Source organism: Streptomyces sp. NPDC091280 (assembly GCF_044768565.1).
Classification (GTDB): Bacteria; Actinomycetota; Actinomycetes; order Streptomycetales; family Streptomycetaceae; genus Streptomyces.
The window spans coordinates 126380-149214 of the sequence record NZ_JBIVUZ010000009.1 but is presented as its reverse complement, the minus strand read 5'-3'; the positions used below and the strand labels follow the sequence as shown (position 1 = coordinate 149214).

General features: G+C 70.1%; 19 protein-coding genes. 12 read left to right on the top strand and 7 right to left on the bottom strand.

Annotation, left to right across the window (positions count from 1 at the left end):
- The first annotated feature begins 58 nt into the window (after positions 1–58).
- On the top strand, positions 59–2599 hold the full coding sequence (locus ACIQPR_RS26835; RefSeq protein WP_403653062.1) for a RelA/SpoT family protein: 2541 nt from the start codon (positions 59–61) through the stop codon (positions 2597–2599).
- Between the two features lie 73 nt (positions 2600–2672).
- On the opposite strand, the gene ACIQPR_RS26830 is transcribed toward ACIQPR_RS26835, so the two are convergent.
- Both ACIQPR_RS26830 and ACIQPR_RS26825 read right to left on the bottom strand, forming a co-directional pair.
- Entirely contained in the window at positions 2673–3902 is a 1230-nt protein-coding gene (locus ACIQPR_RS26830) for a DUF349 domain-containing protein (RefSeq protein ID WP_403653059.1), read from the bottom strand.
- 135 nt (positions 3903–4037) lie between these two features.
- The gene (locus ACIQPR_RS26825) at positions 4038–4874 is read right to left on the bottom strand and encodes a peptidylprolyl isomerase (RefSeq protein WP_403653056.1); all 837 of its coding nucleotides are present in this window, start codon (positions 4872–4874) and stop codon (positions 4038–4040) included.
- Between the two features lie 179 nt (positions 4875–5053).
- Between ACIQPR_RS26825 and ACIQPR_RS26820 the strand changes: the two genes are divergently transcribed.
- Together ACIQPR_RS26820 and hisS are read left to right on the top strand one after the other, a co-directional pair.
- Positions 5054–5773 carry an MBL fold metallo-hydrolase gene (locus tag ACIQPR_RS26820; protein ID WP_403653053.1) on the top strand — a complete coding sequence of 240 codons (720 nt, stop codon included), beginning with the start codon at positions 5054–5056 and terminating at the stop codon, positions 5771–5773.
- An 11-nt stretch (positions 5774–5784) separates the two neighbouring features.
- Positions 5785–7047 (top strand): histidine--tRNA ligase, encoded by a 1263-nt coding sequence (hisS, locus tag ACIQPR_RS26815; protein WP_403653050.1) that lies wholly within the window; start codon positions 5785–5787, stop codon positions 7045–7047.
- A 67-nt stretch (positions 7048–7114) separates the two neighbouring features.
- Here hisS and ACIQPR_RS26810 read toward each other — a convergent pair whose 3' ends face one another.
- The 4 genes from ACIQPR_RS26810 to ACIQPR_RS26795 are packed head-to-tail and all read right to left on the bottom strand — an operon-like array spanning position 7115 to position 10657.
- The gene (locus tag ACIQPR_RS26810) at positions 7115–7741 is read right to left on the bottom strand and encodes a response regulator (RefSeq protein WP_403653047.1); all 627 of its coding nucleotides are present in this window, start codon (positions 7739–7741) and stop codon (positions 7115–7117) included.
- On the bottom strand, positions 7738–8946 hold the full coding sequence (locus tag ACIQPR_RS26805; protein ID WP_403653045.1) for a sensor histidine kinase: 1209 nt from the start codon (positions 8944–8946) through the stop codon (positions 7738–7740). The genes ACIQPR_RS26810 and ACIQPR_RS26805 overlap by 4 nt, the downstream gene beginning before the upstream one ends.
- Entirely contained in the window at positions 8943–9794 is an 852-nt protein-coding gene (locus ACIQPR_RS26800) for an ABC transporter permease (RefSeq protein WP_403653043.1), read from the bottom strand. Before ACIQPR_RS26800 ends, ACIQPR_RS26805 begins: the two co-directional genes overlap by 4 nt.
- Complete coding sequence (locus ACIQPR_RS26795; protein WP_403653040.1) at positions 9791–10657, bottom strand: ABC transporter ATP-binding protein; 867 nt, start codon at positions 10655–10657, stop codon at positions 9791–9793. The genes ACIQPR_RS26800 and ACIQPR_RS26795 overlap by 4 nt, the downstream gene beginning before the upstream one ends.
- A gap of 142 nt (positions 10658–10799) precedes the next feature.
- Here ACIQPR_RS26795 and ACIQPR_RS26790 point away from each other — a divergent pair, with 142 nt between their 5' ends.
- The 3 genes from ACIQPR_RS26790 (at position 10800) to rpsD (ending at position 13769) form a co-directional block, all read left to right on the top strand.
- Positions 10800–11456 carry a vitamin K epoxide reductase family protein gene (locus ACIQPR_RS26790; protein WP_403653038.1) on the top strand — a complete coding sequence of 219 codons (657 nt, stop codon included), beginning with the start codon at positions 10800–10802 and terminating at the stop codon, positions 11454–11456.
- A 47-nt stretch (positions 11457–11503) separates the two neighbouring features.
- Positions 11504–12859, top strand: coding sequence for a replication-associated recombination protein A (locus ACIQPR_RS26785; RefSeq protein ID WP_403653035.1), 1356 nt, complete (start codon positions 11504–11506; stop codon positions 12857–12859).
- 295 nt (positions 12860–13154) lie between these two features.
- A complete protein-coding gene (gene rpsD, locus ACIQPR_RS26780; protein ID WP_362660023.1) occupies positions 13155–13769 on the top strand; it encodes a 30S ribosomal protein S4 in 615 nt (204 codons plus the stop codon).
- A 33-nt stretch (positions 13770–13802) separates the two neighbouring features.
- Here the strand turns inward: rpsD and ACIQPR_RS26775 are convergent, their stop codons facing one another.
- Entirely contained in the window at positions 13803–15965 is a 2163-nt protein-coding gene (locus ACIQPR_RS26775) for an ATP-binding protein (protein ID WP_403653032.1), read from the bottom strand.
- Between the two features lie 151 nt (positions 15966–16116).
- Between ACIQPR_RS26775 and ACIQPR_RS26770 the strand changes: the two genes are divergently transcribed.
- The 6 genes from ACIQPR_RS26770 to ACIQPR_RS26745 all read left to right on the top strand — a co-directional run bounded on the left by ACIQPR_RS26770 (position 16117) and on the right by ACIQPR_RS26745 (position 22779).
- On the top strand, positions 16117–16557 hold the full coding sequence (locus ACIQPR_RS26770; protein WP_400977991.1) for a DUF948 domain-containing protein: 441 nt from the start codon (positions 16117–16119) through the stop codon (positions 16555–16557).
- 7 nt (positions 16558–16564) lie between these two features.
- The gene (locus ACIQPR_RS26765) at positions 16565–16924 is read left to right on the top strand and encodes a hypothetical protein (protein ID WP_403653028.1); all 360 of its coding nucleotides are present in this window, start codon (positions 16565–16567) and stop codon (positions 16922–16924) included.
- Positions 16924–19596, top strand: coding sequence for an alanine--tRNA ligase (gene alaS, locus ACIQPR_RS26760; RefSeq protein WP_403653026.1), 2673 nt, complete (start codon positions 16924–16926; stop codon positions 19594–19596). The genes ACIQPR_RS26765 and alaS overlap by 1 nt, the downstream gene beginning before the upstream one ends.
- A 15-nt stretch (positions 19597–19611) precedes the next feature.
- On the top strand, positions 19612–20076 hold the full coding sequence (gene ruvX / locus ACIQPR_RS26755) for a Holliday junction resolvase RuvX (RefSeq protein ID WP_403653023.1): 465 nt from the start codon (positions 19612–19614) through the stop codon (positions 20074–20076).
- A gap of 122 nt (positions 20077–20198) precedes the next feature.
- On the top strand, positions 20199–21959 hold the full coding sequence (gene mltG / locus ACIQPR_RS26750) for an endolytic transglycosylase MltG (protein ID WP_403653021.1): 1761 nt from the start codon (positions 20199–20201) through the stop codon (positions 21957–21959).
- A complete protein-coding gene (locus tag ACIQPR_RS26745; protein WP_403653018.1) occupies positions 21940–22779 on the top strand; it encodes a shikimate dehydrogenase in 840 nt (279 codons plus the stop codon). Before mltG ends, ACIQPR_RS26745 begins: the two co-directional genes overlap by 20 nt.
- The last annotated feature ends 56 nt before the right edge of the window (positions 22780–22835 follow it).

Here is a 22835-nt window from a genome sequence, read left to right as displayed (position 1 = left end):
CTACCATGGGCACTCCGGAGCCTGACCGGGGGACCCGGATCGCGCACGAGGAGTCCTCTTGGCAGACGAGGCCCAGCCCCTGACCGCCGCCAAGCCCGAGCCCACCCCGGGCCCCGCGGCCGAGCCGGCGACCGGTGCGAGCACCGCGCACAGCGAGCCGCGCGGTACGGCGGAGCACGCCCAGACGGCCCCCGCCGACAAGGCGGCCGAGCCCTCGCGTCCCAAGCCGGACCAGCCCGAGCGCCCCGCGGCCACCCCCGCGCCCCGCCCCACCGCCGGTCAGCCCGCCGCGCGCTCCGGAGGCTCCTCCAACCGCGTCCGCGCCCGCCTGGCCCGCCTCGGCGTGCAGCGCTCCAACCCGTACAACCCGGTCCTGGAGCCGCTGCTGCGGATAGTGCGCAGCAACGACCCGAAGATCGAGACGGCCACCCTCCGCCAGGTCGAGAGCGCCTACCAGGTCGCCGAGCGCTGGCACCGCGGCCAGAAGCGCAAGAGCGGCGACCCGTACATCACGCACCCGCTCGCCGTGACGACGATCCTCGCCGAGCTGGGCATGGACCCGGCCACGCTGATGGCGGGCCTGCTGCACGACACCGTCGAGGACACCGAGTACGGCCTCGACCAGCTCCGCCGCGACTTCGGCGACTCCGTGGCCCTCCTCGTCGACGGCGTCACCAAGCTCGACAAGGTCAAGTTCGGCGAGGCAGCGCAGGCCGAGACCGTCCGCAAGATGGTCGTCGCGATGGCCAAGGACCCGCGCGTCCTGGTCATCAAGCTCGCCGACCGCCTGCACAACATGCGCACCATGCGCTACCTCAAGCGCGAGAAGCAGGAGAAGAAGGCGCGCGAGACCCTGGAGATCTACGCGCCGCTCGCCCACCGCCTGGGCATGAACACCATCAAGTGGGAACTGGAGGACCTCGCCTTCGCGATCCTCTACCCCAAGATGTACGACGAGATCGTCCGGCTGGTGGCCGAACGGGCACCGAAGCGTGACGAGTACCTGGCCATAGTGACCGACGAGGTCCAGACCGACCTGCGCGCCGCCCGCATCAAGGCGACCGTCACCGGCCGCCCGAAGCACTACTACAGCGTCTACCAGAAGATGATCGTCCGCGGCCGTGACTTCGCGGAGATCTACGACCTGGTGGGCATCCGCGTCCTCGTGGACACGGTCCGGGACTGCTATGCGGCCCTCGGCACCGTGCACGCGCGCTGGAACCCGGTCCCCGGCCGGTTCAAGGACTACATCGCGATGCCCAAGTTCAACATGTACCAGTCACTGCACACCACGGTGATCGGCCCCAACGGCAAGCCCGTCGAACTCCAGATCCGCACCTTCGACATGCACCGCCGCGCCGAGTACGGCATCGCCGCGCACTGGAAGTACAAGCAGGAGGCCGTCGCCGGCACGTCCAAGGTGCGCTCGGACGCGCCCCGGTCCACCGGCAAGGACGACCACCTCAACGACATGGCGTGGCTGCGCCAGTTGCTCGACTGGCAGAAGGAGACCGAGGACCCGGGCGAGTTCCTGGAGTCCCTGCGCTTCGACCTCTCCCGCAACGAGGTCTTCGTCTTCACGCCCAAGGGCGACGTCATAGCGCTGCCCGCCGGTGCCACCCCGGTCGACTTCTCGTACGCGGTGCACACCGAGGTCGGCCACCGGACCATAGGAGCACGGGTCAACGGGCGGCTCGTACCGCTCGAATCCACCCTGGACAACGGCGACCTGGTCGAGGTCTTCACCTCCAAGGCGCCCGGCGCGGGCCCCTCCCGCGACTGGCTCGGCTTCGTCAAGTCGCCGCGCGCCCGCAACAAGATCAGAGCCTGGTTCTCCAAGGAGCGCCGGGACGAGGCCATCGAGCAGGGCAAGGACGCCATCGCCCGCGCGATGCGCAAACAGAACCTGCCGATCCAGCGCATCCTGACCGGCGACTCCCTGGTCACCCTCGCGCACGAGATGCGCTACCCGGACATCTCCTCGCTGTACGCGGCGATCGGCGAGGGCCATGTCGCCGCGCAGAACGTCGTACAGAAGCTCGTGCAGGCGCTCGGCGGCGAGGAGGCGGCCACCGAGGAGATCGACGAGAGCGTCCCGCCGACGACCGGCCGGGGCCGCAAGCGCCGGTCGAACGCCGACCCGGGTGTCGTCGTCAAGGGCGTCGACGACGTGTGGGTCAAACTGGCCCGCTGCTGCACGCCTGTCCCCGGCGACCCCATCATCGGGTTCGTCACGCGGGGCAGCGGAGTATCGGTTCACCGCAGCGACTGCGTCAACGTGGAGTCACTGTCCCGCGAACCCGAGCGCATCCTCGAAGTCGAGTGGGCGCCCACCCAGTCCTCGGTCTTCCTGGTCGCCATCCAGGTGGAGGCCCTGGACCGCTCCCGGCTCCTCTCGGACGTCACCCGCGTCCTGTCCGACCAGCACGTCAACATCCTCTCCGCGGCCGTCCAGACCTCCCGCGACCGCGTCGCCACCTCCCGCTTCACCTTCGAGATGGGCGACCCCAAGCACCTGGGCCACGTCCTGAAGGCGGTCAGGGGAGTGGAGGGCGTCTACGACGTCTACCGGGTGACGTCGGCGCGCAACAAGACGTAGGCGAACGGCTTGCACGAAGAGGGGCTCCCGTACGTGATGTACGGGAGCCCCTCTTCGTGTGCGTGCGGACGGGTCAGCCGCCGAACTCCTGGAGGCCCTTCAGCGCCTGGTCCAGCAGGGCCTGGCGGCCCTCCAGCTCGCGCTCCAGCTTGTCGGCGCGGGAGGCGTTGCCCTGGGCGCGCGCCTGCTCGATCTGGCCCCTGAGCTTGTCCACCGCGGCCTGGAGCTGACCGGTCAGACCCTCGGCACGCGCGCGTGCCTCCGGGTTGGTCCGGCGCCACTCGGTCTCCTCGGACTCCTGGAGGGCCCGCTCGACCGTGTGCATCCGGCCCTCGACTTTCGGGCGGGCGTCCCTCGGCACATGACCGATGGCCTCCCAGCGCTCGTTGATCGACCGGAAGGCCGCACGGGCCGCCTTGAGGTCACCGATCGGCAGCAGCTTCTCGGCCTCCTCCGCGAGCTCCTCCTTGAGCTTCAGGTTCTCCGTCTGCTCCGCGTCCCGCTCGGCGAAGACCGAACTGCGGGCGGCGAAGAAGACGTCCTGGGCACCGCGGAAGCGGTTCCACAGATCGTCCTCGTGCTCGCGCTGGGCGCGGCCCGCCGCCTTCCAGTCGGACATCAGCTCGCGGTAGCGCGCGGCCGTGGGACCCCAGTCGTTCGAGGCCGACAGACCCTCGGCCTCCGCGACCAGCTTCTCCTTGGTCTTGCGGGCCTCCTCGCGCTGCGCGTCCAGCGACGCGAAGTGCGCCTTGCGGCGCTTGGAGAAGGCCGACCGGGCGTGCGAGAAGCGGTGCCACAGCTCGTCGTCCGACTTGCGGTCCAGACGCGGCAGCCCCTTCCAGGTGTCCACCAGGGCGCGCAGCCGCTCACCGGCGGCCCGCCACTGGTCGGACTGCGCCAGCTCCTCCGCCTCGACGACCAGCGCCTCCTTGGCGTGCCGGGCCTCGTCGGACTGCTTGGCGCGCTGCTGCTTGCGCTCCTCGCGGCGCGCGTCCACGTTCTCCACGAGCTTGTCGAGCCGGGCCCGCAGCGCGGCGAGATCGCCGACCGCGTGGTGGGCGTCGACCTGCTCGCGCAGATGGTCGACGGCGGTCTGCGCGTCCTTCGCCGACAGATCGGTCGTCTTCACGCGCTTTTCGAGGAGGCCGATCTCGACAACCAGGCCCTCATACTTGCGTTCGAAATAGGCCAGCGCCTCATCAGGGGAGCCGGCCTGCCAGGAACCGACGACCTGCTCGCCGTCGGCCGTACGCACGTACACGGTCCCCGTCTCGTCGACGCGTCCCCACGGGTCGCTGCTCACAGCGCCTCCTCCACATGATGCCTGCACAGGGCCTCTGTGCCCCCGGGCATCGTCCACAGTTTCGTCACGGCCAACATAGGCGACCGGCGGGTTGCCTGTCCGCATCCCGCGCGACCGAAGTTTCGCTGTTGACGGTCAGGATTTGGTTACCGTCGCCTTGTTGATCACCACGGTCGCGTTCGGTGCGCCGTCGCCCGCGCCCGTGCTCTCACCGGCCGCCGCGATCTTCTGGAGGACCTTCATCCCGGAGGCCGAGATGGTACCGAACGGGGTGTAGTTGGCCGGGAGCGGACTGTCCTTGTAGACCAGGAAGAACTGGCTGCCGCCGGTGTTGCGGCCCTTGCCGGTGGAGGCGTCATAGGTGTTCGCCATCGCCACCGTGCCCGCCGGGTAGGTGCTGCCCTTGAGGGTGGCGTCCTTCAGGTTCTCGTCCGGGATCGTGTAGCCGGGGCCGCCGCTGCCGGTGCCCGTCGGGTCGCCGCACTGGAGCACGTAGATGCCGCTGGTGGTGAGCCGGTGGCACTTCGTGTGGTCGAAGTAGCCCTTGCCGGCCAGGAAGTCGAAGGAGTTCACGGTGTGCGGCGCGGCCGAGGCCTTCAGCGCGATGTCGATGTCACCGCAGGTCGTCGCCAGCTTCATCGTGTACTTCGCCGACTTGTCGATCGTGAGCGCCGGCTCCTTCTTCCAGGTCTCCGTCTTGACCTTGCCCGCGGCGGCCTTGGCGCACGGGTCCGGCGCCTTGCTCGTCGCCGAGGCGCTGGGCGTCACGTCCGCGCTCGCGTTGGACTTCTTGTCGTCCTTCATGACCCCGGTCGTGTACAGCACCACACTGCCGATCACGATCACGCCGAGCACCGACGCGATCACCGAGTTGCGCGCCCGCGCCTTGCGCCGGGCGGCCGTGCGCCGCTGCTGCTGCCGCAAGAACTTCTCCCGCGCGAGCTGCCGCTTCCGCTGTTCCTGGGTGACCACCGGATTCTCTCCTCATGCGTCTCGTACGTCGACTGGGACGCGTGCGTCTTATGAGCCGACCGCCTGCGTGTGCCCCGTACCGTATATGGGTTCGCTGAGGATTCGGCAGCGCCGGTAGGCTCTGACCACTGACGCAGGGATCCTTATCCCCACCCGTATCGACACAACGAAGGACGATCGTGCTCATTGCCGGGTTCCCCGCCGGGGCCTGGGGGACGAACTGTTATCTCGTCGCCCCCGCCGCCGGTGAGGAGTGCGTGATCATCGACCCCGGCCATCAGGCCGCCGAGGGAGTCGAGGAAGCGCTCAGGAAACATCGGCTCAAGCCCGTCGCGGTCGTCCTCACCCATGGCCACATCGACCATGTGGCCTCGGTCGTCCCGATCTGCGGCGCGCACGACGTGCCGGCCTGGATCCACCCCGAGGACCGCTACATGATGAGCGACCCCGAGAAGGCGCTCGGCCGCTCGATCGGGATGCCGCTGATGGGCGAGCTGACCGTGGGGGAGCCCGACGACGTCAAGGAGCTGACCGAGGGCGCGCGGCTGGAGCTGGCGGGACTGGAGTTCTCGGTCGCGCACGCGCCCGGCCATACGAAGGGGTCGGTGACCTTCAGGATGCCCGAGACCGCGGAGATCCCCTCCGTGTTCTTCTCCGGGGATCTGCTCTTCGCCGGCTCCATCGGACGCACCGACCTGCCCGGCGGCTCCCACGCCGAGATCCTCGACTCGCTGGCCCGTGTGTGCCTGCCGCTCGACGACTCGACCGTGGTGCTGTCCGGCCACGGCCCCCAGACGACCATCGGCCAGGAGCGCGCGACCAACCCGTATCTGCGGGACGTGGCCGCCGGCCACCGCGAGCGCGGCGCTGACGCGAACGCTCCCCGACGAGGAATGTGACGAGACCTTCCGTGAGTACCTTCCAGGCCCCCAAGGGCACGTACGACCTGCTTCCGCCCCGCTCCGCGAAGTTCCTCGCGGTGCGCGAGGCGATCGCCACACCGCTGCGCGACTCCGGCTACGGCTACGTCGAGACGCCCGGCTTCGAGAACGTCGAGCTGTTCGCGCGCGGGGTCGGCGAGTCCACCGACATCGTGACCAAGGAGATGTACGCCTTCGAGACCAAGGGCGGCGACCGGCTCGCCCTGCGCCCCGAGGGCACGGCCTCCGTACTGCGCGCGGCACTCGAGGCCAACCTGCACCGTCAGGGCAACCTGCCGGTCAAGCTCTGGTACTCGGGCTCGTACTACCGCTACGAGCAGCCGCAGGCGGGCCGTTACCGCCACTTCTCCCAGGTCGGCGCCGAGGCGATCGGGGCCGAGGACCCCGCCCTGGACGCCGAGTTGATCATCCTCGCGGACCAGGCGTACCGCTCGCTGGGCCTGCGCCAGTTCCGCATCCTCCTCAACAGCCTGGGCGACAAGGAGTGCCGCCCGGTGTACCGGGAGGCGTTGCAGAGCTTCCTGCGGGGCCTGGACCTCGACGAGGAGACCCTGCGCCGCGCGGACATCAACCCGCTGCGGGTCCTCGACGACAAACGTCCGGACGTCCAGAAGCAGTTGACGGACGCGCCGATGCTGCGCGACTACCTGTGCGACGCGTGCAAGGCGTACCACGAGGAGGTCCGCGAACTGATCACGGCGGCGGGCGTCGCCTTCGAGGACGACCCGAAGCTGGTCCGCGGCCTCGACTACTACACCCGCACGACCTTCGAGTTCGTCCACGACGGTCTGGGCTCCCAGTCCGCGGTGGGCGGCGGCGGTCGCTACGACGGCCTCTCCGAGATGATCGGCGGACCCGCGCTGCCCTCCGTGGGCTGGGCGTTGGGCGTCGACCGCACGGTGCTGGCCCTGGAGGCGGAGGGCGTCGAACTCGAACTCCCCGCGTCCACCAGCGTGTTCGCGGTCCCGCTCGGCGAGCAGGCCCGACGGGTCCTGTTCGCCAAGGTCACCGAACTGCGCAAGCTGGGCATCGCGGCCGACTTCTCCTACGGCGCGAAGGGCCTCAAGGGCGCGATGAAGAGCGCCAACCGCAGTGGCGCCCGCTACACGATCGTCGCGGGCGAACGCGACCTCGCCGAGGGCGTCGTCCAGCTCAAGGACATGGAGTCCGGGGAGCAGTCGGCGGTCCCGGTGAACGAGATCGTGGCGGAACTGGAGTCGAAGCTCGGCTAGTTCGAGTGCGGGCCGTAGGCGCCGGGTGCTGTGGAAGGCATCCGGCGCCTCTCTCGTCCATCGGGTCTCAGTGGTCCAGCAACCCGTACCGCATCGCACTCGTCACCGCCGCCGTCCGGTCGTCCACCCCCAACTTCCCGAAGACGCGCAGCAGATGGGTCTTCACGGTCGACTCCCCGATGTACAGCCGCCGCCCGATCTCCGCGTTGGTGCATCCCTCCGCCACCAACCGCAGCACAGCGGTCTCCCGCTCCGACAGTCGAGGCCGCTCCGGCTTCGTCCGCAGCTGGTCCACCAACCGGGCCGCCACGGACGGCGCCAGCACCGTCTCGCCGCGCGCGGCGGCCCGTACGGCGTCGGCGAGTTCGCCCCGGGGCAGGTCCTTCAGGAGGTAGCCCGCCGCTCCCGCCTCCACCGCGCGCAGGATGTCCCGGTCCGTCTCGTACGTCGTGAGGACGATCACCCGGCACGGCAGCCCGGCCGCGGTCATCCGCACGATGGAGTCGACACCTCCACCGTCCGGCATCCGCAGGTCCATCAGCACGATGTCGGGCTGGAGTTGGGCCGCCAGCGCCTCGGCCTGCGGCCCGCCGGACGCGTCGGCGATCACATCGAGATCCGGTTCGGCGCTGAGCATGGCGCGCAGCCCCTCCCGTACGACGGGGTGGTCGTCGGCCAGCAGGATACGGATCATCGCGGACTCCTCGAAGACGCTGCGGGGGACACCGGCAGCCGGACCGTCACTGTCGTGCCCGCGCCCGGCGCGCTGCGTACCAGCGCCGTCCCGCCCGCCTCGGCGGCCCGGGTGCGGAGCCCGGCCAGACCGTAGCCGCCGGACACCGCGCCGGGCTCGAAACCGCAGCCGTCGTCCCGTACCGACACGGTGAGCGTCTCGTCGGCGTACGCGAGGGTGAGGCTCACCGTCGCCGAACTCCCCGCGTGCTTGCGGGCGTTGGCAAGCGCCTCCTGGCAGGAGCGCAGGGCGACCACCTCGGGTCCGGCGGGCAGGGCGCGCACCGGGCCGGTCACCGAGAGGGCCGCGTCGTGGCGGGCGGCGAGGCGGCGCAGGGCGTCGGGCAGTGAGGCGTCGGCGAGGTCGGCCGGGGTGCCGCCGGCAACGAGGGCGCGGGCCTCGGCGAGGTTCTGCCGGGCGGTCTCGTCCATCAGAGCGAGATGGCGGCGGGCCTGCGCCGGGTCGTCGTGCAATTCGGCCTCCACGGCCTGGATGAGCATCAGCAGACTGGTGAAGCCCTGGGCGAGGGTGTCGTGGATCTCGCGGGCCATGCGCTCGCGTTCGGCCAGCGCGCCGTGCGCCGAGGAGAGCCGGGAGACCTCGTGGCGGCTCGCGTCCAGTTCGGCGATCAACTCGGCCCGTTCCTGGCTCTGTTCGATGATGCGGATGATCCAGCTGCCGAGGGCTATCGAGAAGACCAGGGTGACCACGGCGAACACCGAGTTGAAGAACACGTCCTGGGCGGCGGGCCACCACAGCAGCGTCCAGCCGATCACCGGCACGATGTTGATCACGGTCACCGCGATCAGCGCCCAGCGCAGCCGCAGCACCATGAAGCAGGGCGGGACGAGCGCGAAGCACATCAGCCGGGTCTCACCGACCAGCACGGCCGACGGCAGGAACAGCGCCATCTGCGCCACGAGGTAGGTGACGGCCCGCCGCTCGTCGGGCGGATCGCCCTGGAGGACCGGGCGCCCGAGCAGGACGTACAGGGGGACCAGCGGGACGAGCAGTCCGGCCGCCGCCACCCGCACCGGCCACCCCGGCCTGTCCGTGCCGAGCACGAACACCAGGGTGGCCAGCCAGATCAGGGCGAAGTACGTGTCCCAGATCCGGAACGACCGGTCCCAGGTGTACGAGCCCTTCGCCGGGGCGGGAACGGTCATCCGTCGCGCCGGTTCTTCCACCGGAAGGTCAGCAGGCACAGCAGCAATCCTCCGACGCACCACGCCCCGAGCACCAGCGCGACCTTCCCGAACTCCCAGCTCCCGGCCTGCTCCAGCACCTGCGCGGACGAGGGCAGGAACACCCCGCGCAGCCCCTGGCACATCCACTTCAGGGGGAACAGCGCGCCGATGTCGAGCATCCAGTCCGGGATCGTGTCGATGGAGATGTACACCCCGGAGATGAACTGGAGCACCAGGAAGGGCAGGACGACCACGGAGGTCGCGCTCTTGCCGGACTTGGGGACCGAGCTGACCGCGATGCCGAGGAGCGCGCAGGCCGTGAGACCGAGCACGAAGATCCATCCGAAGTCCAGCCACCTGGTGGCGGACGAGGGCAGGTCGACGCCGTAGAAGCCGGTTCCGACGAGCAGCAGGACGGCCGTCTCCAGCAGGCCGGTGACCAGAACCAGCCAGATCTTGCCGAGGAAGTACGCGGCCGGTGGCATCGGTGTGCCGCGCAGTCGGCGCAGCACCTTCTCGTCGCGTTCGATGGCGATCGAGATGCCGAGGGACTGGAAGCTCGTGGACATGATGCCGGCGGCCATCATGGCCGGGACGTAGAGCTGGGAGGCGGTGACGCCCGCGCCCCGGACGTCGTCCTTGAAGATCGACGCGAAGAGGAAGAGGAAGACGACCGGGAAGGCGAAGGTGAAGACGACCTGGTCGCGCTGGCGGAAGAACTGCTTGAGTTCCAGCACTCCGCGGCGCAGTCCGAGTCCCCAGGCGCCGGGCAGTCGTTCCTCGGAGGTGCGGGGCCGTGTCCGGGTTCCCGCCGTCGTCGTGGTCATCGCACGTCCTCCTGTCCGGTCAGCCGGAGGTAGACGTCCTCCAGGGTGGGGCGGGTGACCAGCAGCCCGGGGATCTCGCCGTCGAAGCGCCGCATGAGGTCCGCCACGACCTTGGTGGGGGTGTCGGTGTGCTCCGCGCGCGGGGTGCCGTCGAGGTCGGTCCACTCGACGGTGGCCCCGGTGCCGTGCCGTTCGCGCAGGGCGGCTGGTTCGCCCTCGGCGACCACCCGGCCCGCGGCGACGATGGCGAGGCGGTCGGCGAGGTTCTCCGCCTCCTCCAGGTAGTGGGTGGTGAGGAGGATGGTGGTGCCCTCGCCGGCCAGCTTGCGGATCAGGTCCCAGAACTGGCGCCGGGCCGCCGGGTCGAAACCGGTCGTCGGCTCGTCCAGGAGCAGGAGTTCCGGATCGCCGATCACTCCGAGGGCCACGTCGAGCCTGCGGCGCTGGCCGCCCGAGAGGGCCTTGATCCGGCTGTCGGTCTTCGCGTCGAGTCCGACGAGTCCGATGACCTCCTCGGGGTCGCGAGGCCGCGGGTAGTAGCGGGCGAAATGCCGGACGGTCTCGCCGACCGTCAACTCGGCGGGTGCCGATTCGTCCTGCCAGACGATGCCGATCCGCGAACGCCACGCGCGCGTGCCCGTCGCCGGGTCCGACCCGAGGACGAGGACCTCGCCCGCGTCCCGGTCCCGGTTGCCCTGGAGGATCTCCACGGTGGTGCTCTTGCCCGCGCCATTGGGTCCGAGCAGGCCGAACACCTCTCCGGTGCGGATCTCCAGGTCGATTCCGTCCACGGCGGTCACGTCCCCGTACCGCTTGCGCAGCCCCCGCACATCCACTGCGAGTTCGTTCGCCTGTGTTGTCATGCCTTGAGCATCGTCCGGAATCGAGCGCTCGGGGACGACCGTGCGTACTTCCTTATGTCCACCGAACGGTGGACACGGGGGCGCGTGCGGCACAATGGCCGTGCCCGAAGAAGGTCCAACTCTCAAGTGACGGATCGGCGTGATGAGCAAGACGACAGTGAAGGACGTCTCCACCGACTCCGAGCCGGAGCACACGGCCGAGGAGCCGCGCGCGGTCGGCAGCAGCCGGGCCTTCGCCGTGCTGCTGGTGATCACCGGCGCGGCCGGTCTGCTCGCCGCGTGGGTCATCACGATCGACAAGTTCAAGATCCTTGAGGGCAAGCTCGCGGGCAAGACGTTCACCCCCAGCTGCAGCATCAACCCGATCGTGTCCTGCGGCAGCGTCATGGAGTCCAAGCAGGCCGCCGCCTTCGGCTTCCCGAACCCGATGCTCGGCCTGGTCGCCTACGGCATCGTGATCTGCGTCGGCATGAGCCTGCTGACCCGGGTGAAGTTCCCCCGCTGGTACTGGCTGACCTTCAACTTCGGCACCCTCTTCGGGGTGGGCTTCTGCACCTGGCTCCAGTTCCAGTCGCTGTACCGGATCAACGCGCTGTGCCTGTGGTGCTCGCTGGCCTGGGTCGCCACGATCACCATGTTCTGGTACGTCACCTCGTTCAACATCCGCAACGACTTCCTGAAGGCCCCGCGCCCGGTGAAGAACTTCCTGGGCGAGTTCACCTGGGTCCTCCCGGTCACCCACGTCGGCATCATCGCGATGCTGATCCTGACCCGCTGGGGCACCCAGCTCTGGGCCTGAGTCCGGGCCGGACCGGGTTGTCAGTGGCGTGACATAGGGTTTTCGACGTGGAGCCCGACCTTTTCACCGCCGCAGCCGAAGAACGCCAGGAGAAGGACCCGTCCGGCAGTCCCCTGGCGGTACGGATGCGCCCGCGCGCCCTCGACGAGGTGGTGGGCCAGCAGCATCTGCTGAAGCCCGGCTCCCCCCTGCGCAGACTGGTCGGCGAAGGCGCGGGCGGCCCGGCCGGACCGTCCTCGGTGATCCTCTGGGGACCGCCCGGCACCGGCAAGACGACCCTCGCGTATGTCGTCTCCAAGGCCACCGACAAGCGGTTCGTGGAGCTGTCCGCGATCACCGCCGGGGTCAAGGAGGTCCGCGCGGTCATCGACGGCGCCCGGCGCGCCACCGGCGGCTTCGGCAAGGAGACCGTCCTCTTCCTCGACGAGATCCACCGCTTCAGCAAGGCCCAGCAGGACTCCCTGCTCCCGGCCGTCGAGAACCGCTGGGTGACCCTGATCGCGGCGACCACCGAGAACCCGTACTTCTCGGTGATCTCCCCGTTGCTGTCCCGCTCCCTGCTCCTCACCCTCGAACCCCTCACGGACGACGACCTGCGCGCCCTGCTGCGCCGCGCGCTCGGCGAGGAGCGCGGTCTGAAGGGCGCGGTCACCCTCCCCGAGGACAGCGAGAACCACCTGCTGCGCATCGCGGGCGGCGACGCCCGGCGGGCGCTGACCGCCCTGGAGGCAGCCGCCGGGGCCGCTCTCGACAAGGGCGAGCCGGACATCACCCTCCAGACCCTGGAGGAGACCGTCGACCGCGCGGCCGTGAAGTACGACCGGGACGGCGACCAGCACTACGACGTGGCCAGCGCCCTCATCAAGTCCATCCGCGGCTCGGACGTCGACGCGGCCCTGCACTACCTGGCCCGCATGATCGAGGCCGGCGAGGACCCCCGCTTCATCGCCCGCCGTCTGATGATCTCCGCGAGCGAGGACATCGGCCTGGCGGATCCGAACGCGCTGCCGCTCGCGGTCGCCGCCGCCCAGGCCGTGGCGATGATCGGCTTCCCGGAGGCCGCGCTCACCCTCAGCCACGCCACGATCGCGCTCGCGCTCGCCCCCAAGTCGAACGCGGCGACCACGGCGATCGGCGCCGCCATGGAGGACGTGCGCAAGGGGCACGCGGGCCCGGTCCCCATGCATCTGCGGGACGGGCACTACAAGGGCGCGGCCAAGCTGGGGCACGCCCAGGGGTACGTCTACCCGCACGACCTGCCCGAGGGGATCGCCGAGCAGCAGTACGCCCCGGAGGAGCTCAAGGACCGCGAGTACTACGAGCCGACCCGGCACGGGGCGGAGGCGCGGTACGCGGACGCGGTGGAGTGGACCCGGAAGCACCTCGGTCGAAAGCGGTCCTGAGCGGCCTGTAGAATCCCTCGGAGTGCCGAGTCCCGCGCAGTCAGAGCGGGACAACCGGCCGGAACCCCCAGGGGTTCCAGGAGCGTCGCGCACCGTTCGAACGGTGTCGCGGGCAGCCCACCACCATCCGCCCCAGGGCGGGCCCGGTCGGTGGGCCACTCGCGTGCTGCACGTAGTGCCCAGATCAGGGGAGCGGCTGCCCATCAGGTCCTGCGCGGACCCGACGGGTTTCCCCGGCTGCGGATGCGACCTCCCTCACCACCCTGACAAGCCGAAACCCGAGAAATGAGAGATTGTGGCGAACCAGTCCCGCCCCAAGGTCAAGAAGTCGCGTGCCCTCGGCATCGCGCTGACCCCGAAGGCCGTCAAGTACTTCGAGGCCCGTCCCTACCCGCCGGGTGAGCACGGTCGTGGCCGCAAGCAGAACTCGGACTACAAGGTCCGTCTGCTGGAGAAGCAGCGTCTGCGCGCGCAGTACGACGTGTCCGAGCGCCAGCTCGTCCGCGCCTACGAGCGTGCCTCCAAGGTCCAGGGCAAGACCGGTGAGGCCCTGATCATCGAGCTGGAGCGTCGTCTCGACGCGCTGGTCCTGCGTTCGGGCATCGCCCGCACGATCTACCAGGCCCGCCAGATGGTCGTGCACGGCCACATCGAGGTCAACGGCCAGAAGGTCGACAAGCCGTCCTTCCGCGTCAAGCCGGACGACGTCGTCATGGTCCGCGAGCGCAGCCGCAGCAAGACCCTGTTCGAGGTCTCCCGCGCCGGTGGCTTCGCCCCCGACGGCGAGACCCCGCGCTACCTCCAGGTGAACCTCGCCGCCCTGGCCTTCCGCCTGGACCGCGAGCCGAACCGCAAGGAGATCCCGGTGATCTGCGACGAGCAGCTCGTCGTCGAGTACTACGCCCGCTGATCACTCACCGGACGTAGCACCACCCGCACCACGTCAGCCCGCCGTCTCCCCGCCCTTCCGGGTGGGCGAGGCGGCGGGCTTTCGCAGTTCCACACCCGCCCGCGCGGGCCGCTGCGGCCCGCGCGGCACCGGTACGGCGCCGAGCGGCCGGCGCTGCCCCAGCGCCCGTGCCACGGCGGCCTCCCGGCCCAGCCGCGCACCCTCGCGCACGCACTCCGCGTACCGCTCGTCGCCCAGCCGCTCCCGGGCCATCGCCTCGCACAGCTCGTGCGGCGCGTTGTAGTACGCCGAACCGAACAGCGGCAGGCCCACCGACGGCCACATCCCGCCCGCCGCGCCCTGCAACAGCGCGGCCTCGGCGGCGTCGCCCTCCGCCGCCGTGACGAGGGCCAGCAGCTCGACCGCCAGCACCGAGCCCAGCAGATCGCGGAAGCCGTGCGCGCTGCCCAGGCAGTCCGCCAGCAGGTCCCGCGCGTCCGGGAGCCGGCCCTCGCTCCAGGCGACGTAGGCCAGGACGTACAGCGCGTACGCCCGCGTCCACCGTTCGCCGTGGTCCTCGCAGACGCGCCGTACGTCCTCGCAGAGTTTCACCGCGTCCGCGAGGTCGCCCTGGAAGGCCCGTGCCATCGCCAGTTCGACCTGGCCCATCAGTACGTTGCTGTTCAGCTCGCCGATCTGCTGGTAGCGGTCGAGCGCGGAGCGCAGCAGGGTCTCCGCGCGCGGCATGTCGTCGGTGACCAGCGCCAGGCAGCCCGTGCGGTGTTCGGCGTACGCCACCGCCGTGGGGTTCGCGGCCTCGTCGGCCTCCTCGCGGCACTCCTGGAGCGCGGCGAGCGCGGGCACGGTGTCGCCCTGGAGGATCGCCACATAGCCGAGCACCCACAGGGCCTTCAGCCGGGACTGGTCGTTGTCGGAGTCCAGCTGTACGGCCTGCTCCAGCCAGTGCCGGCCCTCCGAGAGCCGTCCGCAGCCCGCCCAGTAGAACCACAGGGAGCCCGCCAGGTACTGGCCCAGATGCGTCTCCTCCGGCTCGGTCAGGCAGTACTCCAGGGCACCGCGCAGATTCGGCAGCTCCGCCTCCACACGCGCGGCGACCTCGCCCTGCCGGGGCGAGAACCAGTCCAGCTCGCACCAGGTGGCCAGCCCCAGGTACCAGTCGCGGTGTCTGCGCCGCAGCCGGGGCGCGTCCCCGGTCGCCTCCAGCCAGTCCGCGCCGTAGGCCCGGATCGTGTCGAGCATCCGGTAGCGCACGCCCGTCGGTGTCGCCTCGCGGACGACCACGGACTGCGCGAGGAGTTCGGACAGCACGTCGAGGACGCCGTCCGAGGGCAGTCCGTCGCCGCCGCACACGTACTCGGCGGCCTCCAGGTCGAAGCGTCCGGCGAACACCGACAGCCGCGCCCACAACAGCCGTTCCTCGGGCGTGCACAGCTCATGGCTCCAGCCGATCGCCGTCCGCAGCGTCTGGTGCCGGGGCAGCGCGTCCCGGCGCCCGCCGGCCAGCAGCCGGAACCGGTCGTCGAAGCGCGCCAGCAACTCCCCGGGCGACAGCGCCCGCAGCCGCCCCGCCGCCAGCTCGACGGCGAGCGGAATCCCGTCCAGCCGTACGCACAACTCCCGTACGTCCGCGTCCTCTTGGCCGAGGGCGACGCCCTGCTGCGCGGCCCGCTCGGTGAACAGCTCCACCGCCTCGTCCGGGCCCAGCGGCGCCAGCGCCACCACCCGCTCGCCCGCCAGCTCCAGCGGGCGCCGCCCCACCGCGAGCACCCGCAGCCCGGGCACCCGTCCCACCAGCTCGGCGACCAGCGGGGCGCAGGCCTCCACCAGATGCTCGAACCCGTCGAGCAGCAGCAGGACTTGACGTCCCGTCAGATGTGCGAGCAGGGCCTCGCGCGGCAGCCGCGCGGTGTGGTCCGTCAGGCCCAGCGCCTCCATGACCGCGAAGTCCACGAGTTCCGGATCGCGTACCGGCGCCAGCTCCACCCGCCACACACCGTCCGGGGGAGCGGACCGGGCCGCCGCGTGGGCCGCGAGCCGGGACTTGCCGACCCCGCCGGGCCCGGTCACCGTGACCAGGCGCGAGGCGTCGAGCGCCCGCGCCAGTTCGGTGAGTTCGGCCGGGCGGCCCACGAACCGGTCGGGTTCGAGGGGCAGATTGCCGTCCGCGGTGGCGTCGCCGCCATGGGAAGCTCGCATGGAACACGGAGCGTACTGAACCGTGTTCAGTCCGTACAATCGCTTCGCTCGACTCCACCGCGCGCGGGGCGGTAATGCGGTACGGAGCGCCATCCCCGGCGCGATAGGCTCGGGGCCAGTTATCTACAGGTGTCCGTGAGAGAGGTGTCAGGTGTCCGGTGGAGAGGTGGCCGGGATCCTGGTGGCCGTCTTCTGGGCGATCCTGGTCTCCTTCCTCGCCGTCGCACTGGTGAGGCTGGCCCAGACGCTCAAGGCGACCACCAAGCTGGTCGCGGACGTCACCGACCAGGCCGTCCCGCTCCTGGCGGACGCCTCCGCGGCGGTGCGCTCGGCGCAGACCCAGATCGACCGGGTCGACGCCATCGCCTCCGACGTCCAGGAAGTCACGTCGAACGCCTCCGCCCTGTCCACCACCGTCGCCTCCACCTTCGGCGGCCCCCTCGTCAAGGTCGCGGCCTTCGGCTACGGCGTCCGCCGGGCCCTGGGCGGCCGACGCGAGGACGTGCCCGCCAAGGAGTCCCGGCGTACCGTGATCGTGGGCCGCACGGTCCCGGCCGCACGGCGGGTCAAGCGCACCCGGAAGAAGGACTGACCGAGCGATGTTCCGCCGTACGTTCTGGTTCGGCACGGGCGTGGCCGCCGGTGTCTGGGCGACCACCAAGGTCAACCGCAAGCTGAAGCAGCTGACCCCCGAGCACCTGGCCGTCTCCGCCGCCAACAAGGCGCTCGAAGCCGGGCACCGGCTCAAGGACAGCGCACTGGGCTTCGCGCTCGACGTCCGCGCGGGCATGGCCCAGCGCGAGGCCGAGCTCGGCGACGCGCTGGGGATCAACGCCCCGGTCGACCCCGAACTCCCGGCCGCCAGGCAGTACATGGCCATCGAGAACCGCAGCAACCCACGGTCCGTCGAAGGCAACGACAGGACGACGTACTCGTACAACCGGAATGAGGACCACTGATGGAGTCGGCTGAAATCCGCCGCCGCTGGCTGAGCTTCTACGAGGAGCGCGGCCACACCGTTGTCCCCTCGGCGTCGCTCATCGCGGACGACCCGACTCTGCTCCTGGTCCCCGCCGGCATGGTCCCCTTCAAGCCGTACTTCCTCGGCGAGGTCAAGCCGCCGTGGCCGCGCGCCACCAGCGTGCAGAAGTGCGTGCGCACCCCCGACATCGAAGAGGTCGGCAAGACCACCCGGCACGGCACGTTCTTCCAGATGTGCGGCAACTTCTCCTTCGGCGACTACTTCAAGGAAGGCGCCATCACCTACGCCTGGGAGCTGCTCACCTCGCCCCAGGACAAGGGTGGTTACGGCCTCGACCCCGAGCGCCTGTGGATCACGGTCTACCTCGACGACGACGAGGCCGAGACCATCTGGCGCGACAAGATCGGTGTCCCGGCCGAGCGCATCCAGCGCCTGGGCAAGAAGGACAACTACTGGTCGATGGGCGTCCCCGGCCCGTGCGGCCCCTGCTCCGAGATCAACTACGACCGCGGCCCCGAGTTCGGCGTCGAGGGCGGCCCGGCCGTCAACGACGAGCGGTACGTGGAGATCTGGAACCTGGTCTTCATGCAGTACGAGCGCGGCGAGGGCATCGGCAAGGAGGACTTCGAGATCCTCGGCGAGCTGCCCAGCAAGAACATCGACACGGGCCTCGGCCTGGAACGCCTGGCGATGATCCTCCAGGGCGTCCAGAACATGTACGAGATCGACACCTCGATGGCCGTCATCAAGAAGGCCACCGAGCTGACCGGTGTCGAGTACGGCGACGCGCACGACTCCGACGTCTCCCTGCGCGTGGTCACCGACCACATGCGCACCTCCGTGATGCTCATCGGCGACGGCGTGACCCCCGGCAACGAGGGCCGCGGCTACGTCCTGCGCCGCATCATGCGCCGCGCCATCCGCAACATGCGCCTGCTCGGCGCCACCGGCCCGGTCGTCAAGGACCTCATCGACACCGTCATCGCGATGATGGGCCAGCAGTACCCGGAGCTGGTCACCGACCGCCAGCGCATCGAGACCGTGGCCCTCGCCGAGGAGGCCGCCTTCCTCAAGACGCTGAAGGCCGGCACCAACATCCTCGACACCGCGATCACCGACACCAAGGAGTCCGGCGGGACCGTCCTCGCCGGCGACAAGGCGTTCCTGCTCCACGACACCTGGGGCTTCCCGATCGACCTCACCCTCGAAATGGCCGCCGAACAGGGCCTGTCCGTGGACGAGGACGGCTTCCGGCGCCTGATGAAGCAGCAGCGCGACCAGGCCAAGGCCGACGCCCAGGCCAAGAAGACCGGCCACGCCGGCGTCGGCGCCTACCGCGCCATCGCCGACCAGGCCGGCGAGACCGACTTCATCGGCTACTCCGACACCGTGGGCGAGTCCACCGTCGTCGGCATCCTGGTCGACGGCGTGTCCTCCCCGGCCGCCACCGAGGGCGACGAGGTCGAGATCGTCCTCGACCGCACCCCCTTCTACGCCGAGGGCGGCGGCCAGATCGGCGACACCGGCCGCATCAAGGTCGAGTCCGGTGCCGTCATCGAGATCCGCGACTGCCAGAAGCCGGTCCCCGGGGTCTACGTCCACAAGGGCGTCGTCCAGTTCGGCGAGGTCACCGTCGGCGCCAAGGCCGAGGCCTCGATCGACGTCCGCCGCCGCACCGCCATCGCCCGCGCCCACTCGGCCACCCACCTCACCCACCAGGCGCTGCGTGACGCCCTCGGTCCGACGGCCGCGCAGGCCGGTTCGGAGAACCAGCCGGGCCGCTTCCGCTTCGACTTCGGATCGCCGTCCGCGGTTCCCACCGCCGTGATGACCGACGTCGAGCAGAAGATCAACGAGGTGCTCGCCCGCGACCTGGACGTGCACGCCGAGATCCTCAGCCTGGACGAGGCCAAGAAGCAGGGCGCCATCGCCGAGTTCGGCGAGAAGTACGGCGAGCGGGTCCGGGTCGTCACCATCGGCGACTTCTCCAAGGAGCTGTGCGGCGGCACCCACGTCCACAACACCTCCCAGCTCGGCCTGGTCAAGCTGCTCGGCGAGTCGTCGATCGGCTCGGGAGTCCGTCGTATCGAAGCGCTCGTCGGCGTGGACGCCTACAACTTCCTGGCCCGTGAGCACACGGTCGTCGCCCAGCTCCAGGAGCTGATCAAGGGCCGCCCGGAGGAGCTTCCGGAGAAGGTCTCCGCCATGCTCGGCAAGCTGAAGGACGCCGAGAAGGAGATCGAGAAGTTCCGCGCCGAGAAGGTGCTCCAGGCCGCCGCCGGACTCGCCGAGTCCGCCAAGGACGTGCACGGTGTCGCCGTCGTCACCGGTCAGGTCCCGGACGGCACCACCCCGGACGACCTGCGCAAGCTGGTCCTCGACGTGCGCGGCCGTATCCAGGGCGGACGGGCCGCCGTCGTGGCCCTGTTCACCGTCAACAACGGCAAGCCGCTCACGGTCATCGCCACCAACGAGGCCGCCCGCGAGCGCGGCCTCAAGGCCGGCGACCTGGTCCGTACGGCCGCCAAGACCCTCGGCGGCGGCGGTGGCGGCAAGCCGGACGTGGCCCAGGGCGGCGGCCAGCACCCGGCCGCCGTCGGCGAGGCCGTCGACGCCGTCGAGCGCCTCGTCGCCGACACCGCGAAGTAAGAAGCGGCCGAGAGTATGAGAAGAGGACGTCGGCTCGCACTCGACGTCGGGGACGCCCGCATCGGGGTCGCCTCGTGCGACCCCGACGGGATCCTCGCCACTCCTGTCGAGACGGTCCCCGGCCGCGACATCCCGGCGGCCCACCGCCGGCTGAGGCAGCTCGTCGAGGAGTACGAACCCGTCGAAGTCGTCGTCGGCCTCCCTCGCTCCCTCAAGGGCGGCGAGGGACCGGCCGCCGTGAAGGTCCGGGCCTTCGCCCAGGAGCTGGCCAGGGGCATCGCCCCGGTACCGGTCAGACTGTTGGACGAACGGATGACCACGGTGACGGCCAGTCAGGGACTGCGCGCCTCGGGCGTCAGCTCCAAGAAGGGCCGCTCGGTCATCGACCAGGCAGCGGCGGTCATCATCCTTCAGCAGGCGTTGGAATCCGAACGGGTGTCAGGTAAACCACCCGGCGAGGGCGTCGAAGTGGTCATCTGATCGCGATACGGTAACGTTCCGCGCGATGCGATGGTGTTCGAACAGCCATGGCACAGCAAGAGGCGGGACGGGAGCCGGGGCCCCAAGCGCCGCGACCGCCGCCTCGCGGCTCTAGGGGATCGATGACTGAGTATGGCCGGGGCCCAGGCTCCGAACCGTGGCATCCGGAGGACCCGTTGTTCGGGGACATCGGATGGGAAGGCCAGCAGGCCCACGTGGGCCAGCAGTCCTCCTACGACGGCCAGCCGCAGCACTATCCGGAACACCCGCAGCAGCCGCAGCAGTACGGCGACTGGGGCCACGGCCAGCAGGCCGACTACGGTCAGGCGCAGCAGCAGTACCAGGTCTACGACGCGCAGGGCCACCCGCACTACCCCGGCCAGCACCAGCAGTACCCCGACCAGCAGCAGTACGCCGATCAGAGTCATCAGCAGTACGCCGGTCAGCAGCAGCAGTACCAGCAGGGCGGCTGGGACGGCATGGGCACCCACGCCCAGATCCCCTACGCCGCCGACCCCGGCGACCCGTACGGACAACAGGCCGCCGCCTACGGCGAACAGCAGCCCGATCTCTACGGCACGCCCGACGCGTTCCCGCCGCCGGAGCCCCCCGGCAAGCGCCGCACGGAACCCGAACCGGAGAAGACCGACTGGGACCCGGGACCCGACGAGGGCGAACACGCGTTCTTCGCGGACGACGGCGACGACGATGACGAGGCCGACGACGAGCCGGAGGACGGCCGCCGACGCGGCAAGGGCAAAGGCGGCAAAGGCAAGGGCGGCAAGGGTAAAGGCGGCAAGGAGAAGAAGCGCCGCAACGGCTGCGCCTGCCTGGTCGTCGTCCTGGTGTTCGGCGGCGGCCTCGCCGGCGTCGGCTATTTCGGCTGGCACTTCTACCAGAACCGTTTCGGCTCGGCGCCCGACTACGCGGGCGACGGCACGGGCTCGGTGAGCGTCACCATCCCCAAGGGCGCCTTCGGCTCGGACATCGGGCAGAAGCTGAAAGAGGCGGGCGTCGTCAAGAGCGTCGACGCGTTCGTCGCCGCCCAGTCGCAGAATCCCGACGGCAAGAAGATCCAGGCCGGCGTCTTCCTCCTGAAGAAAGAGATGTCCGCCGCAGCCGCCGTCAAGCTCATGCTCGACCCCAAGAGCCAGGACAATCTGATCGTTCCCCCGGGCCAGCGGAACGCCAAGATCTACGCGGATATCGACAAGAAACTCCAGATTCCCGACGGCACCACCAAGGCCGTCGCGAAGAAGGAATTCAAGACCTTCGGACTGCCCGACTGGGCGAACGACAACTCGAACATCAAGGACCCGCTGGAAGGCTTCCTCTACCCCGGCACCTATGGCGCCGCCAAGGGCATGAAACCCGAAACGGTCCTCAAACAGATGGTCGCCCAGGCCAACGACAACTACGACGCGATCGACCTCTCCGCGAAGGCGAAGGCGCTCAACCTGGACAGTCCGCTCCAGGTCATCACGGTCGCGAGCCTCGTGCAGGCCGAAGGAAAGACGCACGACGACTTCCGCAAGATGGCCGAAGTCGTCTACAACCGGCTCAAGACCACGAACACCGAGACCAACCGTTACCTGCAATTCGACTCGACCTTCAATTACCTGAAGGGCCAGAGCAACATCCACATCAGCGAGTCCGAGATCAACAGCAACAAGGACCCGTACAACACCTACACCCAGAAGGGCCTGCCGCCGGGGCCGATCGACAACCCCGGTGCCGAGGCTCTCGCGGCGGCGCTGAATCCGACCCACGACGGCTGGATCTACTTCGTGGCGACCGACGGCCAGAACAAGACCGAATTCGCCAAGACGTACGCCGAATTCCAGGCACTCAAGGACAAGTTCAATGCCAGCACGGGCAACTGACGCCCGCCGGGCCGCCGTGCTCGGTTCCCCCATCGCCCACTCCCTCTCCCCGGTGCTGCATCGCGCGGCCTACGCGGAACTGGGGCTGGACGACTGGTCCTACGACCGCTTCGACGTCGACGAGGCCGGTCTGCCGGGGTTCTTCGCGGACCTGGGACCGGAGTGGGCGGGACTGTCCCTCACGATGCCGCTGAAGCGCGCCGTCATACCGCTGCTCGACGGGATCAGCGAGACGGCGGCGTCGGTGGACGCGGTCAACACCGTCGTGTTCACCGAGGACGGCCGCAGCGTCGGCGACAACACCGACATTCCCGGCATGGTCGCCGCCCTCCGCGAACACGGCATCGAACAGGTCGACTCGGCCGCGATCCTCGGCGCCGGCGCCACGGCGTCGTCGGCACTCGCCGCCCTGGCCCGCGTCTGCACCGGCGAGATCGTCGCCTACGTCCGCAGCGAGACCCGCGCCGCCGAGATGCGCCACTGGGGCGAGCGGCTCGACGTGGAGGTCCGTACGGCTGACTGGGCCGACGCGGCCGAAGGCCTGCGCGCGCCCCTGGTCTTCGCGACCACCCCCGCGGGCACCACGGACGCTCTCTCCGCCGCGGTACCGGAACGTCCCGCCACCCTCTTCGACGTCCTCTACGACCCCTGGCCCACCGACCTCGCGGCCCGCTGGTCCGGCTACGGCGGCGCGGTCGTCAGCGGCCTCGACCTCCTGGTCCACCAGGCCGTCCTCCAGGTGGAGCAGATGACCGGCCGCCGACCGGCCCCCGTCGACGCGATGCGCAGAGCGGGCGAGAAGGCACTGACCGACCGCTGACGCGCGCGGGGCACTGCCCCCGTACCGGACGCCGGTCCCTGACCTCGGCCGTTCGG